The 24,090-nt window shown below is 65.7% G+C and carries 24 protein-coding genes and 2 pseudogenes; 16 read left to right on the top strand and 10 right to left on the bottom strand.

The features are described from left to right. Positions 1-557 precede the first annotated feature (557 nt). A pseudogene (locus tag P0D77_RS16915) lies at positions 558-800 on the bottom strand (winged helix-turn-helix domain-containing protein); the annotation flags it as partial. On the opposite strand from P0D77_RS16915, the pseudogene P0D77_RS16920 reads away from it, so the two are divergent. Beyond that, positions 796-882: pseudogene (locus P0D77_RS16920) on the top strand (transposase); the annotation flags it as partial. The pseudogenes P0D77_RS16915 and P0D77_RS16920 overlap by 5 nt on opposite strands. Before the next feature lie 544 nt (positions 883-1,426). Here P0D77_RS16920 and P0D77_RS16925 read toward each other — a convergent pair. Next, on the bottom strand, positions 1,427-1,570 hold the full coding sequence (locus tag P0D77_RS16925; RefSeq protein WP_277555895.1) for a DUF7557 family protein: 144 nt from the start codon (positions 1,568-1,570) through the stop codon (positions 1,427-1,429). 106 nt (positions 1,571-1,676) lie between these two features. Next, a complete protein-coding gene (locus P0D77_RS16930) occupies positions 1,677-2,357 on the bottom strand; it encodes a helix-turn-helix domain-containing protein (RefSeq protein ID WP_277555896.1) in 681 nt (226 codons plus the stop codon). A 224-nt stretch (positions 2,358-2,581) separates the two neighbouring features. On the opposite strand from P0D77_RS16930, the gene P0D77_RS16935 reads away from it, so the two are divergent. Beyond that, on the top strand, positions 2,582-2,821 hold the full coding sequence (locus P0D77_RS16935; protein WP_277555897.1) for a DUF8593 domain-containing protein: 240 nt from the start codon (positions 2,582-2,584) through the stop codon (positions 2,819-2,821). An 11-nt stretch (positions 2,822-2,832) separates the two neighbouring features. Here P0D77_RS16935 and P0D77_RS16940 read toward each other — a convergent pair whose 3' ends face one another. From P0D77_RS16940 to P0D77_RS16950, 3 genes are all read right to left on the bottom strand, one after another. After that, positions 2,833-3,168 carry a DUF8593 domain-containing protein gene (locus P0D77_RS16940; RefSeq protein WP_277555898.1) on the bottom strand — a complete coding sequence of 112 codons (336 nt, stop codon included), beginning with the start codon at positions 3,166-3,168 and terminating at the stop codon, positions 2,833-2,835. Positions 3,169-3,261: 93 nt separating this feature from the next. Beyond that, positions 3,262-4,035: a TraB/GumN family protein gene (locus P0D77_RS16945; protein ID WP_277555899.1), complete on the bottom strand. Its 774-nt coding sequence runs from the start codon at positions 4,033-4,035 to the stop codon at positions 3,262-3,264. 143 nt (positions 4,036-4,178) lie between these two features. Further along, the gene (locus P0D77_RS16950) at positions 4,179-4,799 is read right to left on the bottom strand and encodes a phosphoribosyltransferase (RefSeq protein WP_277555900.1); all 621 of its coding nucleotides are present in this window, start codon (positions 4,797-4,799) and stop codon (positions 4,179-4,181) included. Positions 4,800-4,950: 151 nt separating this feature from the next. On the opposite strand from P0D77_RS16950, the gene P0D77_RS16955 reads away from it, so the two are divergent. The 5 genes from P0D77_RS16955 to P0D77_RS16975 all read left to right on the top strand — a co-directional run bounded on the left by P0D77_RS16955 (position 4,951) and on the right by P0D77_RS16975 (position 9,852). Further along, complete coding sequence (locus P0D77_RS16955; RefSeq protein ID WP_277555901.1) at positions 4,951-5,235, top strand: hypothetical protein; 285 nt, start codon at positions 4,951-4,953, stop codon at positions 5,233-5,235. A gap of 84 nt (positions 5,236-5,319) precedes the next feature. Continuing rightward, positions 5,320-6,588, top strand: a complete 1,269-nt coding sequence (locus P0D77_RS16960) for an acyl-CoA dehydrogenase family protein (protein WP_277555902.1) — start codon at positions 5,320-5,322, stop codon at positions 6,586-6,588. After that, on the top strand, positions 6,588-7,877 hold the full coding sequence (locus P0D77_RS16965) for an alkaline phosphatase family protein (protein WP_277555903.1): 1,290 nt from the start codon (positions 6,588-6,590) through the stop codon (positions 7,875-7,877). The genes P0D77_RS16960 and P0D77_RS16965 overlap by 1 nt, the downstream gene beginning before the upstream one ends. Further along, entirely contained in the window at positions 7,862-9,280 is a 1,419-nt protein-coding gene (locus P0D77_RS16970; protein ID WP_277555904.1) for a hypothetical protein, read from the top strand. The genes P0D77_RS16965 and P0D77_RS16970 overlap by 16 nt, the downstream gene beginning before the upstream one ends. Continuing rightward, complete coding sequence (locus P0D77_RS16975; protein WP_277555905.1) at positions 9,277-9,852, top strand: adenylyltransferase/cytidyltransferase family protein; 576 nt, start codon at positions 9,277-9,279, stop codon at positions 9,850-9,852. The genes P0D77_RS16970 and P0D77_RS16975 overlap by 4 nt, the downstream gene beginning before the upstream one ends. 43 nt (positions 9,853-9,895) lie before the next feature. Here the strand turns inward: P0D77_RS16975 and P0D77_RS16980 are convergent, their stop codons facing one another. Both P0D77_RS16980 and P0D77_RS16985 read right to left on the bottom strand, forming a co-directional pair. Then, entirely contained in the window at positions 9,896-10,438 is a 543-nt protein-coding gene (locus tag P0D77_RS16980) for a hypothetical protein (protein WP_277555906.1), read from the bottom strand. Further along, positions 10,435-11,400 (bottom strand): ABC transporter permease, encoded by a 966-nt coding sequence (locus tag P0D77_RS16985; protein ID WP_277555907.1) that lies wholly within the window; start codon positions 11,398-11,400, stop codon positions 10,435-10,437. Before P0D77_RS16985 ends, P0D77_RS16980 begins: the two co-directional genes overlap by 4 nt. A gap of 137 nt (positions 11,401-11,537) precedes the next feature. Here P0D77_RS16985 and P0D77_RS16990 point away from each other — a divergent pair, with 137 nt between their 5' ends. Continuing rightward, positions 11,538-12,881, top strand: coding sequence for an ABC transporter permease (locus P0D77_RS16990; RefSeq protein WP_277555908.1), 1,344 nt, complete (start codon positions 11,538-11,540; stop codon positions 12,879-12,881). 33 nt (positions 12,882-12,914) lie between these two features. On the opposite strand, the gene paaK is transcribed toward P0D77_RS16990, so the two are convergent. Beyond that, entirely contained in the window at positions 12,915-14,201 is a 1,287-nt protein-coding gene (paaK, locus tag P0D77_RS16995) for a phenylacetate--CoA ligase PaaK (protein WP_277555909.1), read from the bottom strand. A 152-nt stretch (positions 14,202-14,353) separates the two neighbouring features. Here paaK and P0D77_RS17000 point away from each other — a divergent pair, with 152 nt between their 5' ends. Next, positions 14,354-16,189, top strand: coding sequence for a S9 family peptidase (locus tag P0D77_RS17000; protein ID WP_277555910.1), 1,836 nt, complete (start codon positions 14,354-14,356; stop codon positions 16,187-16,189). A gap of 39 nt (positions 16,190-16,228) precedes the next feature. On the opposite strand, the gene P0D77_RS17005 is transcribed toward P0D77_RS17000, so the two are convergent. Beyond that, positions 16,229-16,627 (bottom strand): MaoC family dehydratase, encoded by a 399-nt coding sequence (locus P0D77_RS17005; RefSeq protein WP_277555911.1) that lies wholly within the window; start codon positions 16,625-16,627, stop codon positions 16,229-16,231. A 75-nt stretch (positions 16,628-16,702) separates the two neighbouring features. On the opposite strand from P0D77_RS17005, the gene P0D77_RS17010 reads away from it, so the two are divergent. From P0D77_RS17010 to P0D77_RS17040, 7 genes are all read left to right on the top strand, one after another. After that, positions 16,703-17,524, top strand: coding sequence for an alpha/beta fold hydrolase (locus tag P0D77_RS17010; protein ID WP_432764855.1), 822 nt, complete (start codon positions 16,703-16,705; stop codon positions 17,522-17,524). After that, positions 17,517-19,109: an AMP-binding protein gene (locus P0D77_RS17015; protein WP_277555912.1), complete on the top strand. Its 1,593-nt coding sequence runs from the start codon at positions 17,517-17,519 to the stop codon at positions 19,107-19,109. Before P0D77_RS17010 ends, P0D77_RS17015 begins: the two co-directional genes overlap by 8 nt. A 91-nt stretch (positions 19,110-19,200) precedes the next feature. After that, positions 19,201-19,902, top strand: coding sequence for a helix-turn-helix domain-containing protein (locus P0D77_RS17020; protein ID WP_277555914.1), 702 nt, complete (start codon positions 19,201-19,203; stop codon positions 19,900-19,902). Positions 19,903-19,994: 92 nt separating this feature from the next. After that, on the top strand, positions 19,995-21,428 hold the full coding sequence (locus tag P0D77_RS17025) for an ABC transporter substrate-binding protein (RefSeq protein WP_277555915.1): 1,434 nt from the start codon (positions 19,995-19,997) through the stop codon (positions 21,426-21,428). A 3-nt stretch (positions 21,429-21,431) separates the two neighbouring features. Beyond that, a complete protein-coding gene (locus tag P0D77_RS17030) occupies positions 21,432-22,289 on the top strand; it encodes an ABC transporter ATP-binding protein (protein ID WP_277555916.1) in 858 nt (285 codons plus the stop codon). Positions 22,290-22,324: 35 nt separating this feature from the next. Beyond that, positions 22,325-23,047: an ABC transporter ATP-binding protein gene (locus P0D77_RS17035; RefSeq protein ID WP_277556262.1), complete on the top strand. Its 723-nt coding sequence runs from the start codon at positions 22,325-22,327 to the stop codon at positions 23,045-23,047. Next, positions 23,044-24,087 carry a branched-chain amino acid ABC transporter permease gene (locus tag P0D77_RS17040; RefSeq protein ID WP_432764857.1) on the top strand — a complete coding sequence of 348 codons (1,044 nt, stop codon included), beginning with the start codon at positions 23,044-23,046 and terminating at the stop codon, positions 24,085-24,087. The genes P0D77_RS17035 and P0D77_RS17040 overlap by 4 nt, the downstream gene beginning before the upstream one ends. Positions 24,088-24,090: the final 3 nt, after the last annotated feature.

Raw genomic sequence — 24,090 nt, forward strand, 5'->3', positions numbered from 1 at the left:
CTGCCTGCACAGAGTGAAACCGGGTGTTGTGTAGACCAGATCCACCAGTCAAATTGCTATCCACCCCGTCCAGTTGATAGAACAGTTCGGCGGCACTCTGAGCGAGGATAGCTTCGAACTCTACGTTCTTGGAGGAGCTGTCGGCAGTTTGGATGGTGAGGCGAATCGGGAAGTCATAGTTGTGATACCAGGGTTGTGAGGAATCGGGCTCTGCGTCTTGCATACGTCTGTGAGTAACTGTTCCAACCTCCGGTCGATCACAAGCCGTAGCGGATGCGTGGAATCAGCGTTCACTTCGATCAGAAGCAGACTCAGTATATGAACTTGAATATATTAACATATTACTGCATAATATATTGTATTTCACAAATACTGATGAGATTTTGGGGAGAATGATTGCAACAAATATACTTAGGTGCAGACAATAGTGGATTTCTCAGCGCTGTCGGGTCTTTGTTGGACGACGGCGTCTTCCTCACCGCTGATGGTGGAGAGTGCATACAAATGCGCGAGAAAGACCCTGAGAGAACATCACCGGACGAAGACGGAGCGTAGCGCTACTGGTCAACCGAACTGTTATATATCGCATCAAACTGTTGCTCGCCACGGATCAGTTGGTCGACGCCCTGAGTGAGCGTCACCTTGCCGAAGACGGTCGCGCAGTAGTATGCATGAAGCCCGTCTTCGTTGCGTTCGGTTCGCTGACGCTTCTCGAAGAGCCCGACGTCAACGAGTTTGTTGAGGTGGTAGTGGAGGGTGCTGTCGTCGATATCCAACGCTTGCTCCAGTTCCTTCTGGTTGGCACAGCCAGCGGTTCACCTGTTCGACCGTAGTGAGGGTGTTTTCGCCCCACGAGAACAGGTTGTGAACCGCGAACCGTAATATCCCAACTCAGCGGCACGGTGCCGTGGGATTCCCGCGTCTTCAGGCGCGGGAGGATGTCAAGCAACGGGAACGGCGTGGCGAATTTAACCAACTGGAGTGACGATAGTTCAAACCCGTGAACTGAATGGCTGAATCAACTGTGAACCCCTGATTTTCTCCGGACTATCGGTGTCGCTCACCCGACAGCGGACTGGTGCCAAATTCCACTTTGGCTTAGTGCATTAAGCAATAGTGGATAGTGAGATTTTTATTCGCCTTCTAGAGACGCCATAGCGCGTGAATTCGGCTTTTTTCTGCGTGTAGCGCACTTTGTAAACGTTATAGTGCTATATTGAATATAGCTGATACAGAAACGACCGGGTGATGTCTCCATCAGTCTCTATCTACTAGCGAACGCTACCGTATGCCGCGTTCTGTTCGCGGTGACACGTCTCCTCGGTTATTAGCGCCCTCGCTACTCGCGCAAAGCACCGTTCGGGGATGTCCCGTCAGCCTACGCTGGGACCGGTGAAACGCTCGATCCGAACCGCAGCGACGCCGATTACGCGCCCTCTTGGAGGAATCGACCCTCCTGCTCAAAGATCGCGACGAGTTCTTGGATGAACTCCTCTCTCGTCTCGTCTTCCTCGAGGTGGCCATCGATCCGTTCCACGAGGTCGTCGCTGAGTTCGATAGTCGTCGTCATCACCTAGACTATTGTCAGCAAGACGAATAAACCCCGTCGCCGACGCTCGCGCATCGGAATCCGTCTCGTTCGTTACGAACACCAGCCACCCACAACGCGACCGTCTTCAGCTATTCGTCACGTCGAACGGACGGCCCTCGGGGCCGAGCGATTCGTCGAGCAGGTTTCGGATCCCGCGCCGGATGCGCTGTGAGGTCGCCGTGTCAGAGATGCCAAGTTCCACTGCGACCTCCTCTAAGGTGGCACCGCGAGGGACGGAGAAGTACCCTGCTGCAAGTGCAGTCGTAAGCGCCTCTCGTTGCGCCTCCGTCATCGCTGCTTGCGACCCATCTGGCAGTCGCTCTCCGGCGTCGGACTCGACGATTCGCTCGACGTCCACCCTGATACCCCGTTCTGAACAGCGGCGATACCACGTCGAGAGCCGTTCGCGCGAGCGGAATCTGAGTTGGAGATACCACATCTTTCCGGTGGCGACCGCCTCCGTACACGCCCCGTCCGTGTCGCGCAGGACCGCGAGCAATCCGTCGAACGCACCCGTCCAGTCGATAGCCAGTTCCCACTCGGATTTCCCTCGGTGGATAACCTCGACGTGGGAGACAACCGGATCCGCCGCGATCAGATCGACCAGGAGAGCGAGGTCGTCGCTCGACACCCGGAGATACGGGAGCGGATCGTCTGCCACGGGGACGACACACGCCGCGACGATGCGTGCAGATCCGTCGGTCGTTAGCGCACGGGCTAGCAGGAAATCAGCGGGGGCAACTGCGACACTCGCACTGACGCTCACGACATTCGAGACGGAAGCGACGGGCAAGAACGTAGTTCGGAGAAGTAGCCCTGTTGGCGGCAGTGTGGGCCTGCGTCGGTAGCCGTATTTGAACAGGTTCGATATCGAATGTCAGTCTTGATGTGATGGCCTCGTGAAATGTGAGTCAGGGCCGCACAGTGGGAATCGGCGTGCAATAGATGGGTGTGGTCCGTCGACCGTGGAGTATCCACACGTTGAGAGTCATGACACGAAATTTCAAACCCGAGGACGAGGGGAAACGCGTTGTAACGGCAGACGGCGACGAAATTGGGACGCTCGAACAAGCGTCCGGCGCGACTGCACACGTCAAGCCGTCGATGGACCTGTCACAGAGCGTCCGACGACGACTCGGTTGGGCGGAAGACGGCCAAGACACCTACGAACTCCGAACGACGAAGGTAGACGACATCACTGACGTCGTCACGCTGAAGCGAAATATCTGAGTACGTATTGCCTACGGATTGACCTCTGCATTTTTCCGATCGGTCGAACGTGATTCACTCTCCGACTCCCGGACCTCGTCGGCGTCGTGTTCACCCGTCTCGCGGGTGGACGTACCGCCGAGAACGATTGTCGAGTGCCCCACGCCGACGACTGCGTCTTCGTCGAGTCTGTAGGTCGCCGTCTCGTCCCACGACGGCGAGAGCCACGAATCACAGCCACGGAACACGCCCGCATCGGGTTCGACGTACAGATCACCGTCGCTATCGCGGACGGCCCACCCGAGTGGGTTCCCCTCTGTCGTCACCACTCGCTTTCGCCCGTCGTCAGTTTGTCTGGAATCGGTCATAGCGTTGGATCGCCTCGGTCGCCCTCCGAAGCGTCATTCCGATATGATGTGTTCTGTGTTGGCATAGTGCTCGACCATCGACTGTCCTACCCTTCATACGGTGTCTCGTTCCTCCGATGAGCGGAGTCGGCGTTCAAGCGCATCGAGGTGGCTCATTCCGACGACGCACACTACGTCACCATCACGACGGAGTCGCTCGATCCGTTCTGCCATCACCGCCTCCCGAATTCGGTCGACGAGCGCCGTCTCCGGCGGTGTGTCGACAGACCCGACGAACGCGTCGAACTGTGCGACGTGGGACCGTTCGTGTGCCGCCTGTTCGTCAGGAGGATCGAGCATCGACACCCGATACGGAATGTGTCGATAGAGACGCGGGGTGAGCGGCGTCGACGCGGCGACGACCGCGCCTAGTCGACACGTGATCGCGTGGAGTACGCTTCGGCCGAGGTCTCTGAGTACGGGTCGCGTCACGGCCCGTGCTTCGTCGTCGCCGCCCAGTGTGCGCAACAGTTCGCGCACGTATCGACGGTTCGGAGCGTCGATGCCGACCACGGCACCAGACTCGACCGACTGGATGGCGGCGCTCATCTCGCCGCCGAGACACGGGGGCGTGTACTCGTCGTGTGCGTACTGCCGGAACAGCGGGATCGACAGCGGCGGGAGTTCGAGCGCGAGCGTCTCGGGTGTGAATCGGTCGAGGAGCGTAGCGACGCGAGCGACGCTCGCGGGATGGTCGTGGACAACACCGACGAGGACCAACGTTCCCAGGTCCGTCGTACGCGGGAACCCCCTGATCGTCGCTTCGGTCATCCGAGGGTCTGCCTCCTCGTCGTTCACGGCCCGATAGACGTCCTCACACTCGAACATTGGTTGCGTTTCCCGGGGTTCGATCGTCACCGGGTCACGTACGCCGGTAGAGACGCGCCGACAGTACCTGTACATATCGTCTGTTGTAGATACGCTGTGATGGGGCGACTCCCCCGCTAGTGATTGGCTATGTGTGTCGGTCGCTACCGGAGGTACGTCCGCGCCTCGTCGTCGCTCACTTGGCCGAACGAGCGGTAGAAGCGACCCACTGCGCCGAAGTAGTCGGGCGTCTCGACGCACACGACGTCGTCGGCTTCAGCCAAGAGCGTCGTCACCGTCTCGGGCGGTGCGACCGGAACGGCGACGACGACCGAACTCGCACCGGCGGCCCGTACCTGTCTGACGCACGCGATCATCGTGGCTCCAGTGGCGATGCCGTCGTCGACGATAACTACCCGCTGGTCTGTGAGGTCGACGGCGTCGCGGTCCTCTCGATAGCGGTCCAGGCGCTCTTGTGCCGCCTGCCGTTCGGTCGTCCGTACCTCCTCGATGTACTCGTCGTCGATGCCCGCCTCGCTGATCAACTGCTCGTTCAACCAGACGCTGCCATCGCCCGCGACAGCACCGATCGCCAGTTCGGAGTTCCACGGAGCCCCCAGTTTCCGGGCGGAGACGATGTCGAGAGGCACGTCGAGTCGGTCTGCGACGATCCGAGCGACCGGTAACCCACCGCGAGGGACGCCGAGGACGACGTCCCCCTCGACCCCGCATTCCGTGAGTAGATCCGCGAGTTGTCTACCCGCGTCGGTTCGGTCGTCGAACATACCAGACAATCGTCACCACGCGATAATAAGTATAGTGCAGTTGTCATCTCTGATCGCGTTGGGGCGTTCGGCGAGCGTAGTGATCGGAGAGTCGGAGAACGCTGGTAAGCGGTCGAAAGCGTGTTATCGATCGCGCCACCAACGTACGCCAATGAGTCGCCGCCTCGACTGGTTGGCTGCGATGCTGCTCTCGCTGGCGGCGCTTCCGGCGGTCGCCGTTGCGCACCCCGGTCACGCGACACCGACACCGGCTGGACCGTTCGCTGGGGTCTCACCAGTGGGTGCTGCGGTTGTCGTGGCTGGGTTCCTCGTCGGAACGACTGGACTCTTACTCGTGCGCGAGGACGTGGTCTCAGAGCGCACCGCTAGCGCTGCCCTCGTCGTGGGCGCGGGGTTGCTCCTCGCGGGTGGTGCCCTCGCACTGTTGAGCGGATGACAGTCACGTCGCGTCTCGGTGTGACTGCTGTATCCGACGGTCAGCGACAGAACACTTAATGATCGCTCGGGACACCTGTACGGTATGTCAACACTCCCCGAAGACGACGCACTCGTGGACGAGTTCGCCGTCCCCGACGACGTCCGTCCGGTCGTCGACCGCGTCGTCTCGTTCATCGAGGACGACGTCCGCTCGTTCGAGGCGGAACACGCCGACCACGTCGGCGGGCCCCTCGCGTACCTCGATGAGAACGGCCGGATGACGCCCGAAGCGATGGCGCTTCGGGACACTATCCGGCAGCGGAGTGCGAACGCGGGACTGTACGCGCTCCATATGCCCGAGGAGGTTGGCGGGGGCGGGCTCTCCCAACGCGAACACTTCTACGTGCAGGAAGCCGTATTCCGCTACGGCACCGGACACGGGTCCGGACTCGCGCGGGCGATGATGGCGTGGACGGAGGGGCCGTCGCCGATGCTGCTCCACCTCGACGAGTCCCAGCGCCGCGAGTGGCTCGACCCACTCGTCTCAGGTGAGGAGACGGCGTGCATCGGCATCACCGAACCCGGTGCAGGGTCGGACGTGACTGCCATCGAGACGATCGCCGAACGCGACGGCGACGGCTGGGTACTCGACGGTGACAAACGCTACATCACGAACGGCCCGTTCGCAGACACCGCACAGATTCTCGCCCGGGTGCCCGACGCCGACGGCGGGCCGTCCGAGTCGATGGCGATGTTCCTCGTCGATACCGACAATCCCGGGTTCGAGGTCGGATCGATGAACCTGAACCTGATGATGGACGGCATCACCTCTGACCTGCACCTCCGAGATTGCCGCGTCGACGGCGACCAGATGATCGGAGAAGTTGGCGATGGCCTACCACTGGCGCTGACCTGGGTGAACTGGCGGCGAGCGTGTCGCCCGGGAATGTGCGTCGGATTGGGGAGATACCTCCTCGATCAGATGCTCACCTACGCGAAGGACCGCGAGACGTTCGGCGAACCCATCGGGTCGAACCAGGCGGTCCAGTGGCCCATCGTCGAGACGGCGACGGAGATTCACGCGGTTCGGAATATGGCGACGACGATGCTCGCGGAGTACGACGCGATGACGACGCTGGAGTCCCTCGACCAGTCGGCAGCGGCGCGACGGCGCCTGTCGATGCTGAAGTACTACCCCGAGGACCGCCTGTTCGACTGGTCCGACCGTGCGATACAGGTGCTGGGCGGCTACGGCCTGATGCGTGCGGGTGGCGTCGAACGCGTGTTCCGCGTCGCCCGCAACCTCAAGATTCCGGCGGGGTCGACGGAGGTGCAAAAGCGAACAATCGCGAAGACGCTCGGGTTGCCCTGATGCGAGGACGCGACCGAGACATCCTGTTGGTGGTGCTCGACGGCGCCGCCGACCGTCCAGCGCCGGAACTCGACGGAGAGACGCCACTCGAGGCCGCCGAGACGCCGAATCTCGATAGACTCGCGACCGCCGGCATCAACGGGACGATGCACGTCGCCGACCCAGGCGTTCCGCTGTCGAGTGACCTTGCGCACGCGCGACTGTTCGGCTACGACCCGGTCGAACTCCCCGGCAGAGGCGTCCTCGAAGCACGCGGATTTGGCATCGATCCGACGCTGGGGAGCGTCGTCTGTTCGGCGTCGTTCGCGTCGCTCGGCGAAGATGGCTCGACCGTGGCAGACCGCCACCTCGCCGACGATGCGGCCAACTTCGCCGACCTCGCCGGGATTCCCGGTGTCGACGGCGTCGACGTGCCCGTCGTCGACGGCTGTCACGTCTCCTTCGAGTACACGTGGAAGAACCGGGGTATCGTCTCGATTACTGCGGACACGGTGGTGTCCCCAGACGTGACTGACGTCGATCCGTTCGCCGAGGGATTGCCAGTCGTCGCACCGGAACCCACCCACGATGCAACCGACCGACCGGCCGCACAGGCGACCGCCGACGCACTCCGGACGTACACCAGGGGAACACGCTCGGCGCTGTCGGCGACGGATGGGCCTGCAGACGTGGTTCTCTCGAAGTGGGCGGCCGCACCGGTATCGGTCGACCCGTTCGCTGCGCGAACTGGGCTCGACGGGGTGAGTCTGACCCCAAAGCCAGTGTTGACGGGCCTCGCGCACACGCTCGAGATGGCGCACGTCGACCCGCCCGCGGACTACGACGACCGTGCGACGGCGGCGCTGTCAGCGCTCGCGGACCACGAGTTCGTCCACGTCCACTACCCCGAACCGGACGAGGTGTCACACGCGGCCGGCCCCCGTGAGAAGTGCGCAGAACTGGAGGCTATCGACGCCTCGCTGGGCGACGTAGTGGACCGGGCGCTCGAAGACCCGGAACTCGTCACCGTCGTCACCGCAGACCACACGACGCCGAGCACAGAGGACGTGGTTCACTCGGGCGAACCCGTTCCGGTGACGCTCGTGTCGGAGGGGACGCGCGTCGACGGCGTCGACGCCACAGGCGAGCGTCCCGCGGCGACGGGTGGCCTCCGGGGCGTTCGTGGGTCGGATCTGCTCCGAGTCGCGCGGGCCGCCGCCGACCGCGTACTGCTCGACGGACTGCGACGAACGCCCGCAGTTCACGACTATCCGACAGACGACGTGACCCCGCTGTGGCCAAAGCGATGATGCGCAACACCGACGACAGTCGCGTCGACCCCGCGGCGACCGCCGACGTGCTTCGCTGTGGCTGTGCCGGCAAGACGCCGCTCGCCCGCGTGGTGATCCCGGCCCGCGACCGCATCCGAACCCGACTCCGAGACACCAGCGTCACGCTCGGGCCCGATGCAGACGCCGCGTTGCTTCCGAGGGCGACCGAGTACACCAGTTACGTGGACGTGGTCCGGTTCGACGCCGACGGCGAGATCCATACGGCGATGCCTGAGCCACCCGTCCCGAAGTCGCCTGGCGACACCGAGACAGCGTCCGTCGCTGTCGCGTGTGCGTTGCTCGGAGACGGCTACGCCGATGCGGAGCGACTCGGGCAAGCACTGAGTCGCGTGTACGCCTCCTTCGACGGCCGACCGCTTCGAATCGGGAAAGGCCACGCGATCCAACTCCCGTCGGCGACGGGCGGCGTCGTGGTCGTCGAACGCCTGGCTCCGCTCAGCGGCGACGAGTCCGCAGACGGCGACCCGGACGCCGCGAACCACGCCGCAAACGTCGACGCAGTCCACGCGTTTCCGGGCCTCGATCCAGCAGAACAGGCTCGCGTCGCCGGCCTGAACGCGCTCAACGACGTGTACACGCGCGGGGCGACCGCCGATCGAGCAGTTAGACCGCTCGTCGCCGCGCCGCCGTCTGCGGCCCCGACGCCCGGTCGCGTCCGCGAGTGGTTCGCGGCCGGACTCCCAGACGACGTGTCGGTTCGGTCGCCGTCAGTCGTCGACCACGATGGCACGGGGATGGTTCTCGGCGCGAGCGTGACCGCCGCGGGCGCGTCGCCATCGGCAACGTCGCCGCTTCCAGACGAGTGTGCAGTGCTGGTGACGCGCCCCTTCGGAGGGTTAGCGTCGTACGCAGTTGGAGCCCAGAGCGACGACGACCGATTGCGTGAACAGGGTCGCCAGCGTCTGTTGTCGGACGCTCGCCCGGTGGCCGAGGCGTTGGCGTCGGCGCTGCCCGGCGACGGCGAGGCGTTCGACCCTGCGAGCCACGTCGCACACGTCACCGACGTCTCCGGTGAGGGCATCGCCGGACTCGGCCGTATCGCCGCCGACAGCGACCGTCGCCTCGTCGTCGACAGGGTTCCGGTGCTCGACGGACTCGCCGAGACCGCGGACGCTAGTCGTATCCCGTTGCCCGACGCGACGGTGGAGACGAACGGACCGTTCGCGGTGTTCGCGACGCCCGCGGTGGTGTCGACGGTCGCCGAGCGTCTGCGCGGCGTCGACGGCTGTGATCCACAGCAGATCGGAACGCTCCGCGACGGAGGCGCCAACCTGGTCGACGCGACCGGCGGGCGAGCGACACGGTTCGTCGAAGGGGCGGCCCGGTGGCCGACAGCGAGTGTCGAGAGGGACGAGCGATGACCGAGCCAACCACGGAGAACGGGCGGGTCGTCGGCCACGTTCACGGGCGGTTTCAGCCGTTTCACGACGGCCACCTCGCGTACTGCACGTGGGCGGCACGCGAGTGCGACGAGTTGCTCGTCGGCATCACGAACGCGGACCCATCGCACGTCCGGCGAGAAGACGCCGACCCCGACCGGGACGACCCCCGGAACAACCCGTTTCGGTACTACGAGCGCCATCGGATGGTGACTGACGCACTCGCCGCCGCCGACCTCGGCGTCCAGGTTCGGGTGCTGCCGTTTCCGATCAACAGACCGGAGTTGTGGGAGTCGTACGCCCCTGCCGACGCAGTGCACTTCCTGCGCGTCCTCGAAGCGTGGCACGAGGTGAAAGCCGACCGCCTGCGCGATGCCGGACGCACGGTTCGAACCACGCAAGCGACCCGACGCGTGAGCGGAACCGGTCTCAGAGACGCGATGGCCGCCGGCGACGATTCCTGGCGAGCGTCGGTTCCCGCCGCCGTCGCCAGGGTGGTCGACGATATCGACGGCGTGCGGCGGGTGCAGCGACTGTACGAGCGAGGGGAGTGACTCTACGAGAGCAACACGGCTGGCTTCGACTGACTTCGACCGGCTACAGGTGCAGTTCCAGCGAGACGCTGACGGTTATTTCGTCGTACGGTGGTTCGTCCCCGAACCGAGTGTTGTCGACGACCATCGTGTACGCGTCGTGCGGGAGGCGCGTCTCGCGAAACGACACGCTGGGTTCACCCGTCGCAGAGGCGGCGGAGACGCCATCGAGTCCCTCGCCCGCGCGGTACGTCTCGTACGCCTCGGCACCCACCGTGTGCACGTCCAACGGGAGCGAGAGCCGTTCGGACAGTTGCCCGGAGAGGAGGCCGGAGCCCTCGGACTCGGCCCACCGAATCGGGATAGCGACGTACTCGCCCGCACGAAGTCGCGCGACGCCGTCGACGATCGGTCCCGGCGGGTCGCCCCGACGAACCTCCTGCCACGGGTCCGTCGCCTCGGAGATACCGCTACCAAGACAGCCACCGAGTCCCGCCGTCGCCAGCGCTGACCCGGCCGCGAGCGTGTGAAGGAGTCGTCGCCGCGTCGGGCCCGAGTGGTCGCGTTCGTCCGACTCGCCAGGTGAATCGCGGAGTCGCCGCGTCACTGCTCCACCTCCTCACGAGTTCGAGGGTCAGCGATAGCAGCCGCGACGTCGCTGGCGACGTTGCCGACGACGCCGATGACGACGACGACGACGGCCGTTCCCAGCAACAGCGGCATATCGCGCTCGATGGCGGCGTGATACGAGAGGCGGCCGAGGCCGGGGATGTCGAATGCGAACTCGAGGACGTACACCGTCAACACCAGCACCGCGAGTAGATCCGTCACGAACAGCGCCGCCACGGGCGCGACGACGTTCTTGAGGACGCGAACGGCGACCTGCCACCCCGGCAGCCCCTTCGCGTGGAGGTAACGGACGAAGTCCGCGCCGACCACCTCGCGCGTCTCAGAGCGCGTGTAGGCCAACTGGCTCGCGAACAGCGTCGTCGCAAGCAGCACCGCCGGCGCGACGAGTTTCGTCAGCCACCAGCCCTGTCCGACCCTGTCGGCGATGCCGGGGAGCGTCACCGCCCACAGACACAGCGCCGCGAGCCAGAAGTTGGGGACGCCGAACGCGAGGTAGCCCCCAACCCGGACGGCGGCGGCGCTTCGCGTCCCGTCGCGAGCGGTCGAGTACAGGCCCCCGCTCACGCCGAGGGCGACCGCGAGGAGGAAGCCCGGAAGTGCGTAGCGGAGCGTCCGTTCGAGGCGGTCGGCCACGAGCGCCGTGACGGGCGCCCCGAGCGTGAACGAGACGCCCCACTGGAGCGTCAGCATATCACGCATATATCCGAGGTAGCGCACCCACAACGGGCGGTTCAAGCCCCTGGCTTCCAGATACGACTGTCGAAGCGACTCCAGTTCGGAGGCGTTGAGGCCGCCTTGCGAGGCGAGCGACGCCGTCGCCACTGCGCCCTCGACGGCGGTGTTTGGCGCGAGTGCGACGACGAGGAACGTCGCACTCAACGCCACGAGGACGGTGAGTACTGCCCCACCGAGTCGACCGGCGACCCACCGCAGTCTCACGGCGAAGACCCCCGTCGGAACTCGGTCGACTGTCGAACCACGTCGGTCGACGTGGAGGCCGTCGGGGTAAATCGTTTGCTGAAGTGGCGGCTGTAGCCACCGTCGCCTTTAGGTCGGCTGCCGACACAGCACCGCCGATGGCTCCCGCTCCCGACGACCCCGCCGACGCGGATGCTGCCGGAGGCGGTGACGACGACGGGAGCGGAGACAGGTCGCAGCAGGCACCCGACGAGCAGGGAGCGTCGCTCGCGCGGTTCGCTCGCGGTCGGTCCACCCGCCGGATCGTCAACGGGTTCGAGTACGGCGCTGACGACCGCGCCAACGACTCTGCCGTCGGGAGCGTTTCGACGAGCGGGTTCGGTGCGGAGCCATCTACGTCTTCCAGGTTCGGTCGCCCCTCGCTCGCGACGCTCGTGATGGCGACGCTGGGACTCGCGCTGGTGGGGCTGTTCTCCTACGATCTCTTGTTCGTCCGAGTGTATCTCGTCGAGACGTGGGAGTGGGATCCGACGCGTTCCGACTGGCTGTTTCTCGCGTCGCTGTGGCTGTTGATCACGCTCGCGACGAGGCTCGTCCCGAATCGGGCGCTCGCGGCCCGCTACTGGGGTCGCCTGCGGGTGCACCGCGACGCCGTCGCCTCGCTGGTCGCACTGGGCGTGTTCTTCCTCGTCGGCGTCGTCGGGCCGCTGGCTATCGGTGAGCCACAGTCGCGGTTCCTCCTCGGCGGCCAACCGCCGGTGTTCCTCTCGGTCGACGCCAACAGCGTCGCCGACTGCGCCGGAGCGGTGCGCGGCGACCGCTGTTTCGGGTCGCTGCGCTTCCCACTCGGCACCGACACGTTCGGGTACAGCGTCCTCACCCTCCTCGTGAGCGGGGCGCGTCTCGCGGTGTACGTCGCGGTCATCACCGCCGCCATCGTCGTCCCCGTCGGCGCGGCCGTCGGCGCAGTCGCCGGGTTCTACGGCGGCCGGGTCGATGCCGTCCTCAACAGGTACATCGACGTCCAACAGACCATCCCCGCGGTCGTCGCGTACGTCGTCCTCGTGTTGGTCATCGAGAAGAGCCTCTTTATGCTCGTACTCGTCTTCGGCCTGTTCTCGTGGGGTGGCGTCGCGCGGGTCGTCCGCGCGGAGACGAAACAGCGGCGTTCGGCCGAATACGTCCGCGCGGCGGAAGGATTGGGCGGAACTCGACTGTACCGCCTCCGGAGACACGTCCTCCCGAACGTCTCCCACGGCGTCGTGACGGCGTTCGGCCAGCAGGTTCCGCTCCTGCTGCTCACGGAGGCGGCAATCGCGTACCTCGGCCTCAATGACATCGACCAGCCGTCGTGGGGGACGCTCATCGCCAACGGCGTCGACTCGGGCGTCGTCGACCAGTGGTGGGTCGCGGGCGCGGGCGTCGTCGCCCTCGCGGGGACGACGCTGGCGTTCAAACTGATCGCCGACGCGCTTCGAGACGCACTCGACCCGACCGGGTGAGGTACCACACGACTCGCGCCCTGCGTGCTCTCGTCAGCGGTGGTCGAACACGCGTTGTACCTTCCCCACCTCGGTGCGTGCCAGTTCGCCGGGGTCGACCAAGCGGAGGTCGTCGGGCGTGAACGACAGGACGTTCTCCAGACGCGTCAGCATCGCCGAACGAATCGCCTCACGGTCGCCGTCGAACTCCTCCTCGAGTTCGACGCTGAGCGTCATCGTGTCCAGTTGATCCTCGCGGTCGAGGTCGATGCGGTAGTAGGGTGCGACGCCGTCGAACTCCAGAACGACCGACTCGATCTCACTGGGGTAGCAGTTGACCCCGCGGACGATGAGCAGGTCGTCGGAGCGCCCGGTGACGTTGTCCATCCGGACCATCGTCCGCCCGCACTCGCACTCGTCGTACGTCAGCGTGGTCAGGTCGCCCGTCCGGTACCGGATGACTGGCACGGCCTCCTTCGTCAGCGTCGTCAACACGAGTTCGCCCTCCTCCCCCTCCGCGACGCGTTCGCCGGTCTGCGGGTCGATGACCTCGGGGAGGAAGTGGTCCTCCCAGATGTGGAGGCCGTCTTGCGCCTCGTGGCACTCGTTAGAGACGCCGGGGCCGATGATCTCGGAGAGCCCGTAGATGTCGATGCCGGTGACGCCGAGTCGCTGTTCGATCGCCTCACGCATCGGGTCGGTGCAGGGTTCTGCGCCGAAGATGACCGTCGACAGCGGTAACTCGTGCGGGTCGATACCCATCTCCTCGGCCGTCTCCGCGACGTACAGCGCGTACGACGGGGTGCAGGTGAGCACGTCGCTCTCGAGGTCCCGAAGCAACTCCACCTGCCGCTGGGTCTGCCCCCCACCGATGGGGATGACGGTCGCGCCGAGTCGCTCGATGCCGTAGTGGAGACCGAGACCGCCTGTGAACAGGCCGTAGCCGTACGCGTTCTGAACTGTGTCGCCGGGTTCGACGCCAGCAGCGCGTAGCGACCGCTCGACGACCTCGCTCCACACGTCGAGGTCGTGGTCGGTGTAGCCGACGATCTTCGGCTTCCCCGTCGTTCCCGAGGAGGCGTGGATCCGCAGAATCTCGTCGTCGTCGACGGCGAACAGGCCGTCCGGGTACTCGTCGCGGAAGTCTGCTTTCGTCGTCATCGGGAGGGCCTGCACGTCCTCGACCGACTCGATGTCGTCGGGATGGACGCCCGCGGCGTCGAGGGCCTCGCGGTAGAACGGGACGTGTTCGTACGCCCGTTCGACCGTCTCGCGGAGGCGCTCGGCCTGTAACTCGCGGAGCGACTCCCGGTCACGACCCTCTACGTTATACGTTGACATATGTGATGAGGACCGCGGAGCGACACAAATAGATGTCGACGAGGACAGTTGCGGTCGGTTCGTCGACGGGCGGCCGGGGGTGGCTCGACAGTGATGACAGACCGGAAATAAATGACAGAAATTATGTACGATCGGCGGATCGACTCACAGAGATGTCAGATACGATCTCGATAGCCGAGATAGCGAGCCTCCCGACCTTCTACACGCCGGTCGCGAGCGAAGATGGCGACGAGGTGGCCGTCTTCTACGACGGGTCGGGGCAACTGGAACTGTACACGCTCGACGTCGAGACGGGGGAGCGAACACGGGTCAGCGACGGGAACGTCCCGCAGGACCTGAAGTACCCACCGCGGTTCGGGCCTGACGGGGAGCGCATCTACTTCCACGCGGACGAGGGTGGCGACGAGCAGAACGACGTGATGGCGATCGACCGTGACGGGTCTGTCACGCCGGTCGTCGAGAACGACAGCCAGATCGTTCTCGCCGACGTCGCGCCCGACGGTCGCCTGCTCTACGCGAGCGACGAGGGCACGCAGATGAACCTCTACGTCCGACACCCGGACGGCGAGACGGCCCAGGTGACGGACTACGACCTCCCGGTCAGAGCCGGCGTCTTCGACCCGAGCGGAGAACAGATCGCGTACGCCGCGAACGAGTCTGCCGACCTGAACAACACGGATGCCTACGTCGCGGCCGCCGACGGGACTGCCCCACGACGACTCGACGTGGGCGAAGACGGCGCGGAGACGGAACCGATCGCGTGGCATCCCGACGGGGACCGTCTCCTCCTGTCGGACGACTCGACGGACACGACCCGGTGTGGTGTCTACGACCTCACGACCGACGAGGTGAGGTGGTACACCGACGACGGCGTCGTCGAGTCGCCGGTCGCGTTTCTCGCGGACGACGAGCGATTCGTCGCCGAACGGACCCACGAGTGTGCGGTCACGCCGGTCGTGTACGACGTGGAGACTGGCGAGAGCAGGACGCTTGACGTCCCGACTGGTGTCGCGTCGTTCCCGTATCTGTCGTCGTACCGGGAGACGGCCGTGGTGTCTGAGACGGAGGTGCTGTTCAGTTACGAGACACCGACTCAGCGCCCACGACTCGTCGTGTACGACGTCGAGACGGATTCGACGCGGACGCTGATGGCCCCCGAATACGGGTCGATCGACCCGGACCGGTTCGTCGACTGCTCGTACGAGCGGTTCGAGTCGCACGACGGACTCGACATCGAGGCGCTGGTGTACGACGCCGGGACCCGTCCGAGTCCCGTCGTCGTAAAGGTCCACGGCGGGCCTGCGGGGCAAGATCAGCGTGGCTTCGACCTCTACGCACAGTTCCTCGTCGACCGCGGCTACTCGGTGCTGGAAGTGAACTACCGTGGATCGACCGGCCGCGGCCGGGCGTTCAAGAACGCCATCAACGGCGACCTCGGCGGGGCCGAACAGGGCGACATCGCGGCGGGAACCCGGTGGATCGCCGAGCAGGAGTGGGTCGACGAAGACCGAATCGCCGTCGTCGGTGGTTCCTACGGCGGCTACTCGACGTTCATGCAACTGCTGACGTATCCCGACCTGTACGCCGCCGGCATCGCCAGGGTGGGGATCACCGACTGGCGAGCGCTGTACGAGGAGTCGATGCCCCACTTCCAGGCGTACGCCGAACGGATGCTCGGCGACCCGGAGGAGAACGCCGATCTGTACCGAGAGCGGTCGCCGGTCACCCAAGTCGACAATCTCGACGCTCCGCTCTGTATCGTCCACGGTGTCAACGACCCCCGGTGTCCGATCAGCCAGGCACGCCTGTTCCGCGAGAAACTCGAAGCCGCCGGGTTCGAGGAGGGCCCCGACTTCGAGTACGTCGAACTCAGCGAGGGCCACGGGTCGACCGACATCGACCAGAAGATCAGGTCGTTCGAGTTGATGGAGGAGTTCCTCACCGATCGCGTGCCGGTAGCGTCCGAACCGGCGGCGGCAGACGACTGATCGCCGGGGGCGAACCCCGGCTGCCGCCGCCCTGACGGGTCACGCCTCGTGTGGAACCGACAGCACAGTCGCCTCTCCGTCGATAACGACCTCGTCGTCGACGGTCGCGACCGTCTCCACGCGAACCCGGTCGCTACCCAAATCCTCCACGACGGTCGCCTCTGCCGTGACCGTCTCGCCGGGGCGAACTGGGGCCTCGAAGCCACAGTCTTGGTTCAGGTAGATGATGTCTCCGGGAAGCGACGCCAGCGCCGCGCTGATGACGCCGACGCCGAACATCCCGTGGGCGATGCGGCCGCCGAACATCGTGTGGGCGGCGTAGTCGTCGTCGAGGTGGATCGGGTTGTCGTCGCCGGTGAGGTCGGCGTACGCGTCGATGCGGTCGGTTGTGACTTCACGGGAGGCGGTGACGGTATCGCCGACGGTCGCGACTGGCATATCGGCCCGTGTTCGTCCTCGCCGAAATCGTCGCGGGTTAACATATGAAGTGGCCGCTTGAAGGGAGGCGACCGCGTGCGACCGACCGTGCAAACCGCGGATCACGACGGCGTCGCCATCGCCTACGAGGAGCGCGGCCACGACCCGACGACCGCCGAAACCGTAGTCCTCTGCGAGGGACTCGGCTACGGCCGGTGGATGTGGAACTGGCAGGCGGAGGCATTGGCGGAGTCGTATCACGTTCTCCTGTGGGACAACAGAGGAACCGGCGAGTCGGACGTCCCCGAGGGACCGTACACTATCGAGGAGATGGCCGGCGACTTGGAGGCGGTCCTCGCAGACGTCGGCGTCGACTCCGCACACGTCGTCGGCGCGTCGATGGGCGGGATGGTCGCCCAGCGGTACGCCCTCGCCTACGACCGCGCCGCGTCGCTGACGCTGGTGTGTACCTCGCCGGGCGGCCCCGACGCTGCCCCGACACCGGAGGCGACGCTGGAGCGGATGTTCTCCGTCCCCGACGACGCGGATGCTCGTGAGGCGATCCGATATAAGATGGAACCTGCCGTCAGCGAGGGGTTCATCGAGCGAAACGAGGACCTCGTGGAGCGCATCGTCGACTGGCGACTCGACTCCGACGCCCCGCCGTCGGCCCGGCAGGCACAGGGAGCGGCCGTGCAGGCGTTCGACGCGAGCGACGAACTCGACGCCATCGACGTGCCGACGCTCGTCCTCCACGGCACCGCCGACCGCGTCCTACCAGTCGAGAACGGCGAACTGCTCGCCGACTCGATTCCGGGGTGTGAAGTCGAGTTCGTCGAGGGGGGTGCACACCTGTTCTTCATCGAAGACGCCGACCGCGTGACCGACCGTATCGAGGAGTTCCTCGCGAATGTCTGAGCGACAGTCGCCCGACTCGGCCGTCGCCGGGGGGCCAGATTGGATCGGCGACTGGTCGGGGCGGCGTGCCGCGCTCTCACCGGGCCGCGTCGGACTGGTCGACGCGACCACGGACCGAGCGTTCACGTACGCCGAGTTGGACGAGCGAGCAGCGAAGACGGCCACGTGTCTCCACGACGCCGGTGTCGACCACGGCGACCGCGTGGCGACGCTCTCACGGAACCGGCCAGCGCTCGTCGACTTGTTCTTCGCGACCGGGAAACTCGGCGCGGGGCTCGCCCCCCTCTCGCATCGCCTCGCACCGCCGGAGGTGGCCGAACTCCTCGCCGCCAGCGACCCCGAAGTGGTCGTCGTCGAACCGGAGACTACCGACCTCGCTCGTGAAGCGATGGCCGACGCAGACCTCGGCGACACCGAAGTGCTCGTCGCAGGCGACGACGCCGACGCGGTCGCAGCGACCGTCGACGACGTCGGTGGTACGGCCTTCGAGTCTGCAGTGACGACGAGTGACGCCGACAACCTCGAGGCTTCGGGGGCCTCGCTATCGGACCCACATCTCCTCCTCCACACGGGGGGGTCGACAGGAACGCCGAAGCAGACGGTCGTTCCCCACCGCGCAGTGTACTGGAACTCGATGACGACCGTCGCGGCGTGGGGCCTGCGGGCAGACGACGTGACGCCGATGCCGTTCCCGTTGTTTCACACTGGCGGCTGGAACGTCCTCACGGTCCCCCTGTTCCACATAGGCGGCACAGTCGTCATCGCCCGCGAGTTCGACCCGGGCCAGGTACTCGATATCGTCGACCGTCGCGACGCGAGTGTGTTGGTCGCGGTGCCGGCGGTCCTGCGGATGATGCAAGAGCACGACGACTGGCAGACGACCGATCTCTCGTCGCTTCGGTTCGCGAAGTCCGGGGGCGGCCCGTGTCGGCGGTCGGTGCTGGAGGCGTGGTGGGACCGCGGCGTTGACCTCTCGCAGGGGTACGGCCTCACCGAGTGTGGCCCGAACAACTTCGCGATGCCCGACGACTGGCCTCGCGAGAAGGCCGCCGCAGTCGGCGTACCCGCGCCGCACGTCTCCGCTCGCGTCGTCGACGACGAGGGCGGTCGAGTTCCGGAGGGCGACATCGGCGAACTCGAACTATCGAGTCCCGCCGCGGCGGACGGCTACCTGAACGCGCCGGCGGAGTCGGCGGAGACCTTCGGCGGCGGGTGGGTGTCCACCGGCGACCTCGCTCGCGTCGACGACGACGGCTACTACCACATAGAGGGGCGCAAGAAGAATATGTACGTCAGCGGCGGCGAGAACGTCTTCCCGGCCGAGGTGGAGGACGCACTGACGGACCACCCGCGAGTCCGTGAGGCTGTCGTCATCGGCGTCCCCGACGAGACGTGGGGGACGGTCGGGAAGGCCGTCCTCGTCGGCGACGAGTCGCTGAAGCTCGGGGACCTCACCGACTTCCTCGACGGGCGACTCGCCCGGTTCAAGCACCCGAAACACCTCACGTTTGTCGACGAGGTGCCGTACTCTGGGCCCTCGAAAATCGACCGTGCGGCAGTTCGCGAGCGGTTCGGCAGGGAGTGAACCTCGGTTGGGTCAGTCGTGCCAGGACCTGAAAGCAAAGTAAACAATTATGTAGGTATTCGCACAATGGACCACGGACGCGAGGCCCACAATGATCGACGTCACGCTGGATATGGAGCAGTACGACTGCCCGTTCATCCACGCCACCGAGGAACACGACCTGGCGTTCTCGGCGGTTCACTGGGAGTTCGACACCACCAGCGACACGCTCGAGACACGGATGGTCGTCGAGGGTGACGACCGAGAGTCGCTCGGGCAGGGGCTCTCGGAACTGCGCGACCACGATGGCCTCCGTGACTACACCCTCCTCTCGAAGACCGGCGGCGTCGCACACATCCGCAGCGTCATTGACGAGACGGCCGCGATGGAGACGATCCGCAACGGCGGTGGCTACATCACCGGACCGTTCTACATCGCCGATGGGTCGGAGCTGTGGCATATCGGCTTCGACGACCGCGGCGAGGCCGACGGCACCCTCTCGCGACTCGACCGCGACAACGAGTACGAGGTGCTCGAACGCGACGAACCAGACCTGCCCGAGTTGCAGGGGTTCATCCAGAACGCGGGCGCGGCGATGACGCTCATCGAGGGGTGTAAAGACCTCTCGGACGTGGAACGCCAGACGCTGGAGACGGCCGCCTCGGAGGGCTACTTCGAAAGTCCGCGGTCGGCGACGCTGGGCACTCTCGCCGAGGAGTTCGACGTCTCCAAGCCCGCGGTGTCGAAGAATCTCCGCCGCGGCCAGCGGAAGATGCTCCAGCGGGTCGTCGACGCGATTGGCGAACTGAAGTAACGCGGAGCGTCCAACCGAGTCAGCGGAAGTCAGGAGCGCGTTTACATATTAACCACGCAGTTCTTGCCGGATACGTCGCGTTGGTTTGGTGTATGAGTGAGCGTATCACACGGCGGCGGGCGCTGGCGGCGCTGGGTGCCTCGGGCATCGCAGGGCTGGCCGGTTGCGCTGGCGGCAACGGTGGCACAGGTGGCGAAGAGACGACTGCGGGTGATGGCGAGATGACGACAGAGAGTGGCGATATGGAAGGTACCACAGCAGGAGGTTCGGGCGGGGCGTCGGGAACGGTGAAGATCGGTGTCCTCCAGCCCGTATCTGGTGACCTCCAGTACTACGGACAACAGGCGATCTGGGGATTCTCGTCGGGGATGGCGTACAAGGCCGGTGGCTCGCCGCAGGTGGCTGCCGAGACCGGCACGCAGACGGTGAGCGTGGGCGACGTCGACTACGAACTACTGGTTCGCGACACCCAGTTCTCCGCGGACACTGCGCAGTCGCTGGCGACGAACCTCGTCACCGACGAGGACGTCGACCTCCTGTTCGGCTGTACGTCTTCGGGCGCGGCGACGCGCGTGAGCCAGACGGTCGCCAAACAGGCCGGTGTCCCGTTGATCATCGGGCCGGCGGCGTCGGCGGCGGTCACCTCCGAGTCGGAGTCGTGCGGTGAGAACGTGTTCCGCACCTCGGAGAACACTGCGATGGACGCTCGTTCGGGCGGGAAGTACGTCGCCCAGGAGTCGGACGTCTCCCGAGTGTACCTGTTCGGCGCGGACTACTCGTTCGGCCGCGCGGTCGTCAACAACTATGAAGAGGTCCTCACGAACGAGGGCGTCGAGATCGTCGGCAAGCGGTTCGTCCCCCGTGGCTACAGCGAGTGGGAAGGGCTCCTCGACAACGCCGAAGAGGCAGGCGCGGAGGGTATCGTCGGTGGGTTTACCGTCGCCACCCTGCCGAACCTGTTCACCTCCTATCTCAACGGCGACTACTCGTACACGATCTTCGGCGGCCTCGCCACCGAGATCACGAACAACGTCGTCGGGAGCCTCCTCCAGAACCAACTGGGGACGCCGCTGACCCAAGAGAAACTCGACGGCCTCGGTGTCGGGCCGTTCACGACGCGCTACCACTGGAACCAGTACGACAACGAGATCAACTCGACGTTCGTCGAGGAGTACGTCAATGCGTACGGGAAGGTTCCGGACCTGTTCACCTCGGGGACGTTCACCGCTGCTTCTGCCATCGTGCAGGCGGTCGAGGAGAGCGGTTCGACCGCCGGATCGGACATCGCCTCCGCGATGCGCGGGATGACCGTCGCCGACTCACCGAAGGGGACGGACGCGTACACGTTCCAAGAGTACAACAACCAGGCCCGCTCGGAGATGACCGTCGCAAACGTCGTGCCGACGGCCGACGAGTGGAGCGACTCGTGGGGCGCACCGATCCAGCCGAGCGAGCCAGTGGCCCGCATCTCGGCAGACGAGACCACCATCCCGAGCGACGGCGACGGGATGAACTGCTCACTGTAAGCGATGCTCCGCACGAGAGGCCTGACGAAGCAGTTTGGCGGCCTCACCGCGGTCGACGACGTGGATTTCGAGTTGGGTGACGACGAACTCTGCTCGCTGATCGGACCGAACGGCGCGGGCAAGACGACGTTCTTCAACCTCCTGACGGGGGTGTTGACGCCAAGCGCTGGCTCCGTCGAACTCCGCGACCCCGCCGAGACCGCAGCGGAAGAGTCGTCCGCAGACGATGACTCCGGGGTCCGCTGGCGCGACCTCACCGGTGCGGCACCCCACGAGGTCGCCTCGTTGGGCGTCCATCGCTCGTACCAGGTGACGAACGTCTTCACGAACTCGACCGTGTTGGAGAACGTCCGAGTGGCCGCACAGGCGGCCGATGGCGCGGGCACGAACTTCTGGCGCAACGCCGGCCAACTGGACAAGTACATCGAAGAGGCGTACGACATCCTCGACCGCGTCGACCTCGCGGACAGCGCTGACCAACCGGCCAGCGCCCTATCCCACGGCGCGAAACGCCAACTAGAGGTCGGGGTCGCTCTCGCTGGCGACCCGGACGTCCTCTTGTTGGACGAACCGAACGCTGGTGTCTCCTCCGAGAGCGTCGACCGCGTCGTCAACCTCATCGAAGACGTTGCCACCGACCACGCGGTGCTGCTCGTCGAGCACAACATGGACATCGTGATGGAGGTATCCGACCGAGTGGTCGTGCTGAATCAGGGCGCGGTCATCGCCGACGACGAACCGTCGGTCGTTCGCGACGACCCCGAGGTGCAGAAGGCGTACCTCGGCGGCTACGAACCTGGAACCGCGGGTGAAGCCGATGGGACCGACGCGGTTCCCGACGACGGAGGTGAGCCAGCGTGAGCGTCGATGACGCCGATGGCTCCGCCGCCGAGCAGATGGCCGCAACCGCCGACCGCAGCGACCCACTCCTGTCGCTGTCGGGCGTCCAGACCTACTACGGAGACAGTCACGTCCTCGAAGGCGTCGACCTCGACGTGTACGAGGGTGAGGTCGTCGCGCTGATGGGACGCAACGGCGTCGGCAAGACGACGACGCTCCGCTCCATCCTCCAGTTGACGCCACCACGCGAGGGCTCGATCCGGTATCGCGGCGAGGAACTCGTCGGGAAGGAGACCCACGAAGTCGCACAGGCGGGCGTCGGCTGGATCCCCGAGGACCGCCGGATGTTCGCCCAACTCACCGTCGAGGAGAACGTTCGCGCCGCCGTCCCCGACGCCGACGACGCGGCCACTGGGCTGGATCTGGCGTTCGATACCTTCCCCGACCTCCGCGACCGACGAGCCGCGAAAGCGGGCGACCTCTCGGGCGGACAACAGCAGATGCTCGCCATCGCCCGCGGACTGGTCGGAGACAACGACCTCTTGCTCGTCGACGAACCGAGCGAGGGACTCGCGCCGCTCATCGTCGAGGCCGTCGCGGAGGCGCTGACGAAGACGGCGACGGACACGACGATGTTGCTGGTCGAACAGAACCTCCCGCTTGCGCTGGACCTAGCTGACCGATTCTACGTCCTTGACCACGGCACGGTCGTCGACGAGGGCGAGACGAGTGAGGTCGACGCCGACGCTGACCGACTCAGGAGGTATCTCTCGGCGTGAGCCTCGCACTCGCTACCGTGGCCCCGACGGCCGCGGTGCCGGTTCCCCTGCAGTTCGTCGACGCTCTCGTCGAGTTCCTCGCACCGTCGACGCTCGCCGAAGTCGTCGTCCGAGGGCTCGCGGAGGCGAGCCTCTACGTGATGATTGCGGCCGGCCTGACGCTCGTGTTCGGGCTGATGGGCGTGCTCAACTTCGCCCACGGGTCGCTGACGATGCTCGGCGCGTACCTCGGTGGTTTAGTGCTCGTCGTGACCGTCGCGCAGTCGACCGGCGGCGTCGGACGACTGCTCGCGTTCGGCGTCGCCGTCGTCGTCGCGTTCGGCGCACTCGCCGCGCTGGGTGGGAGCATCGAGGTCGGCCTCGTCAGACCCATCTACGACCGGCCGCCGCTGTATCAGATCCTGCTCACGTTCGGCGTGACGCTCGTCCTCGACGAACTCGCGAGGATCATCGTGCTGTTCTACGGCCTTCAGCCGTCGACCGTCTGGCAGGACGTCCTCGGCACGAAGCCGACGTTCCTCGCGGAGTCTATCGGCGTCGCAGGCGTCTCTGCGAGCGGGTTGGAACTGTTTCAGGTCCTCTTCGGCGTCGCCACCGTCGTCGGCGTCCACCTGTTCCTCACGCGAACGCGCTACGGCCTGTTCGTCCGGGCGGGCGGCGAGGACAGCGAGATGCTGTCGGCGCTCGGCGTCGACGTGAACCGCGTGTTCACCGTCGTCTTCGCGCTTGGGACCGGCATCGCCGGTGCCGCGGGCGTCCTGCTCGCGTGGGACCCCGCGTGGGGCGCGTCCGTCCCGTTGGCCGCGGAGACGCTGCTTCCGGCGTTCGTCGTCGTCATCGTCGGTGGCCTCGGGACCTTCCGAGGAACGGTCGTCGCAGCACTCGTCGTCGGCCTCGTCGACTCGACGATGACGTGGTGGTTCCAGAACTTCATCGACTTCACCGGCCTGCCGGAGATGGTCGTGTTCCTCGTCCTCGTGATCACACTGATCGTGAAGCCGCAGGGCCTGTACGGCGTCTCGGAGGTGGGGGGCCATTAGTCC

Source organism: Halobaculum limi (assembly GCF_029490015.1).
Classification (GTDB): Archaea; Halobacteriota; Halobacteria; order Halobacteriales; family Haloferacaceae; genus Halobaculum; species Halobaculum limi.

Excerpts from the sequence above, each read along its gene's own strand:
- P0D77_RS16925 (WP_277555895.1), bottom strand. The coding sequence starts at position 1,570 with ATGACGACGACTATCGAACTCAGCGACGACCTCGTGGAACGGATCGAT.
- P0D77_RS16935 (WP_277555897.1), top strand. The coding sequence starts at position 2,582 with ATGACACGAAATTTCAAACCCGAGGACGAGGGGAAACGCGTTGTAACG.
- P0D77_RS16940 (WP_277555898.1), bottom strand. The coding sequence starts at position 3,168 with ATGACCGATTCCAGACAAACTGACGACGGGCGAAAGCGAGTGGTGACG.
- P0D77_RS16945 (WP_277555899.1), bottom strand. The coding sequence starts at position 4,035 with ATGTTCGAGTGTGAGGACGTCTATCGGGCCGTGAACGACGAGGAGGCA.
- P0D77_RS16950 (WP_277555900.1), bottom strand. The coding sequence starts at position 4,799 with ATGTTCGACGACCGAACCGACGCGGGTAGACAACTCGCGGATCTACTC.
- P0D77_RS16955 (WP_277555901.1), top strand. The coding sequence starts at position 4,951 with ATGAGTCGCCGCCTCGACTGGTTGGCTGCGATGCTGCTCTCGCTGGCG.
- P0D77_RS16960 (WP_277555902.1), top strand. The coding sequence starts at position 5,320 with ATGTCAACACTCCCCGAAGACGACGCACTCGTGGACGAGTTCGCCGTC.
- P0D77_RS16965 (WP_277555903.1), top strand. The coding sequence starts at position 6,588 with ATGCGAGGACGCGACCGAGACATCCTGTTGGTGGTGCTCGACGGCGCC.
- P0D77_RS16975 (WP_277555905.1), top strand. The coding sequence starts at position 9,277 with ATGACCGAGCCAACCACGGAGAACGGGCGGGTCGTCGGCCACGTTCAC.
- P0D77_RS16990 (WP_277555908.1), top strand. The coding sequence starts at position 11,538 with ATGGCTCCCGCTCCCGACGACCCCGCCGACGCGGATGCTGCCGGAGGC.
- paaK (WP_277555909.1), bottom strand. The coding sequence starts at position 14,201 with ATGTCAACGTATAACGTAGAGGGTCGTGACCGGGAGTCGCTCCGCGAG.
- P0D77_RS17000 (WP_277555910.1), top strand. The coding sequence starts at position 14,354 with ATGTCAGATACGATCTCGATAGCCGAGATAGCGAGCCTCCCGACCTTC.
- P0D77_RS17005 (WP_277555911.1), bottom strand. The coding sequence starts at position 16,627 with ATGCCAGTCGCGACCGTCGGCGATACCGTCACCGCCTCCCGTGAAGTC.
- P0D77_RS17015 (WP_277555912.1), top strand. The coding sequence starts at position 17,517 with ATGTCTGAGCGACAGTCGCCCGACTCGGCCGTCGCCGGGGGGCCAGAT.
- P0D77_RS17020 (WP_277555914.1), top strand. The coding sequence starts at position 19,201 with ATGATCGACGTCACGCTGGATATGGAGCAGTACGACTGCCCGTTCATC.
- P0D77_RS17025 (WP_277555915.1), top strand. The coding sequence starts at position 19,995 with ATGAGTGAGCGTATCACACGGCGGCGGGCGCTGGCGGCGCTGGGTGCC.
- P0D77_RS17030 (WP_277555916.1), top strand. The coding sequence starts at position 21,432 with ATGCTCCGCACGAGAGGCCTGACGAAGCAGTTTGGCGGCCTCACCGCG.
- P0D77_RS17035 (WP_277556262.1), top strand. The coding sequence starts at position 22,325 with ATGGCCGCAACCGCCGACCGCAGCGACCCACTCCTGTCGCTGTCGGGC.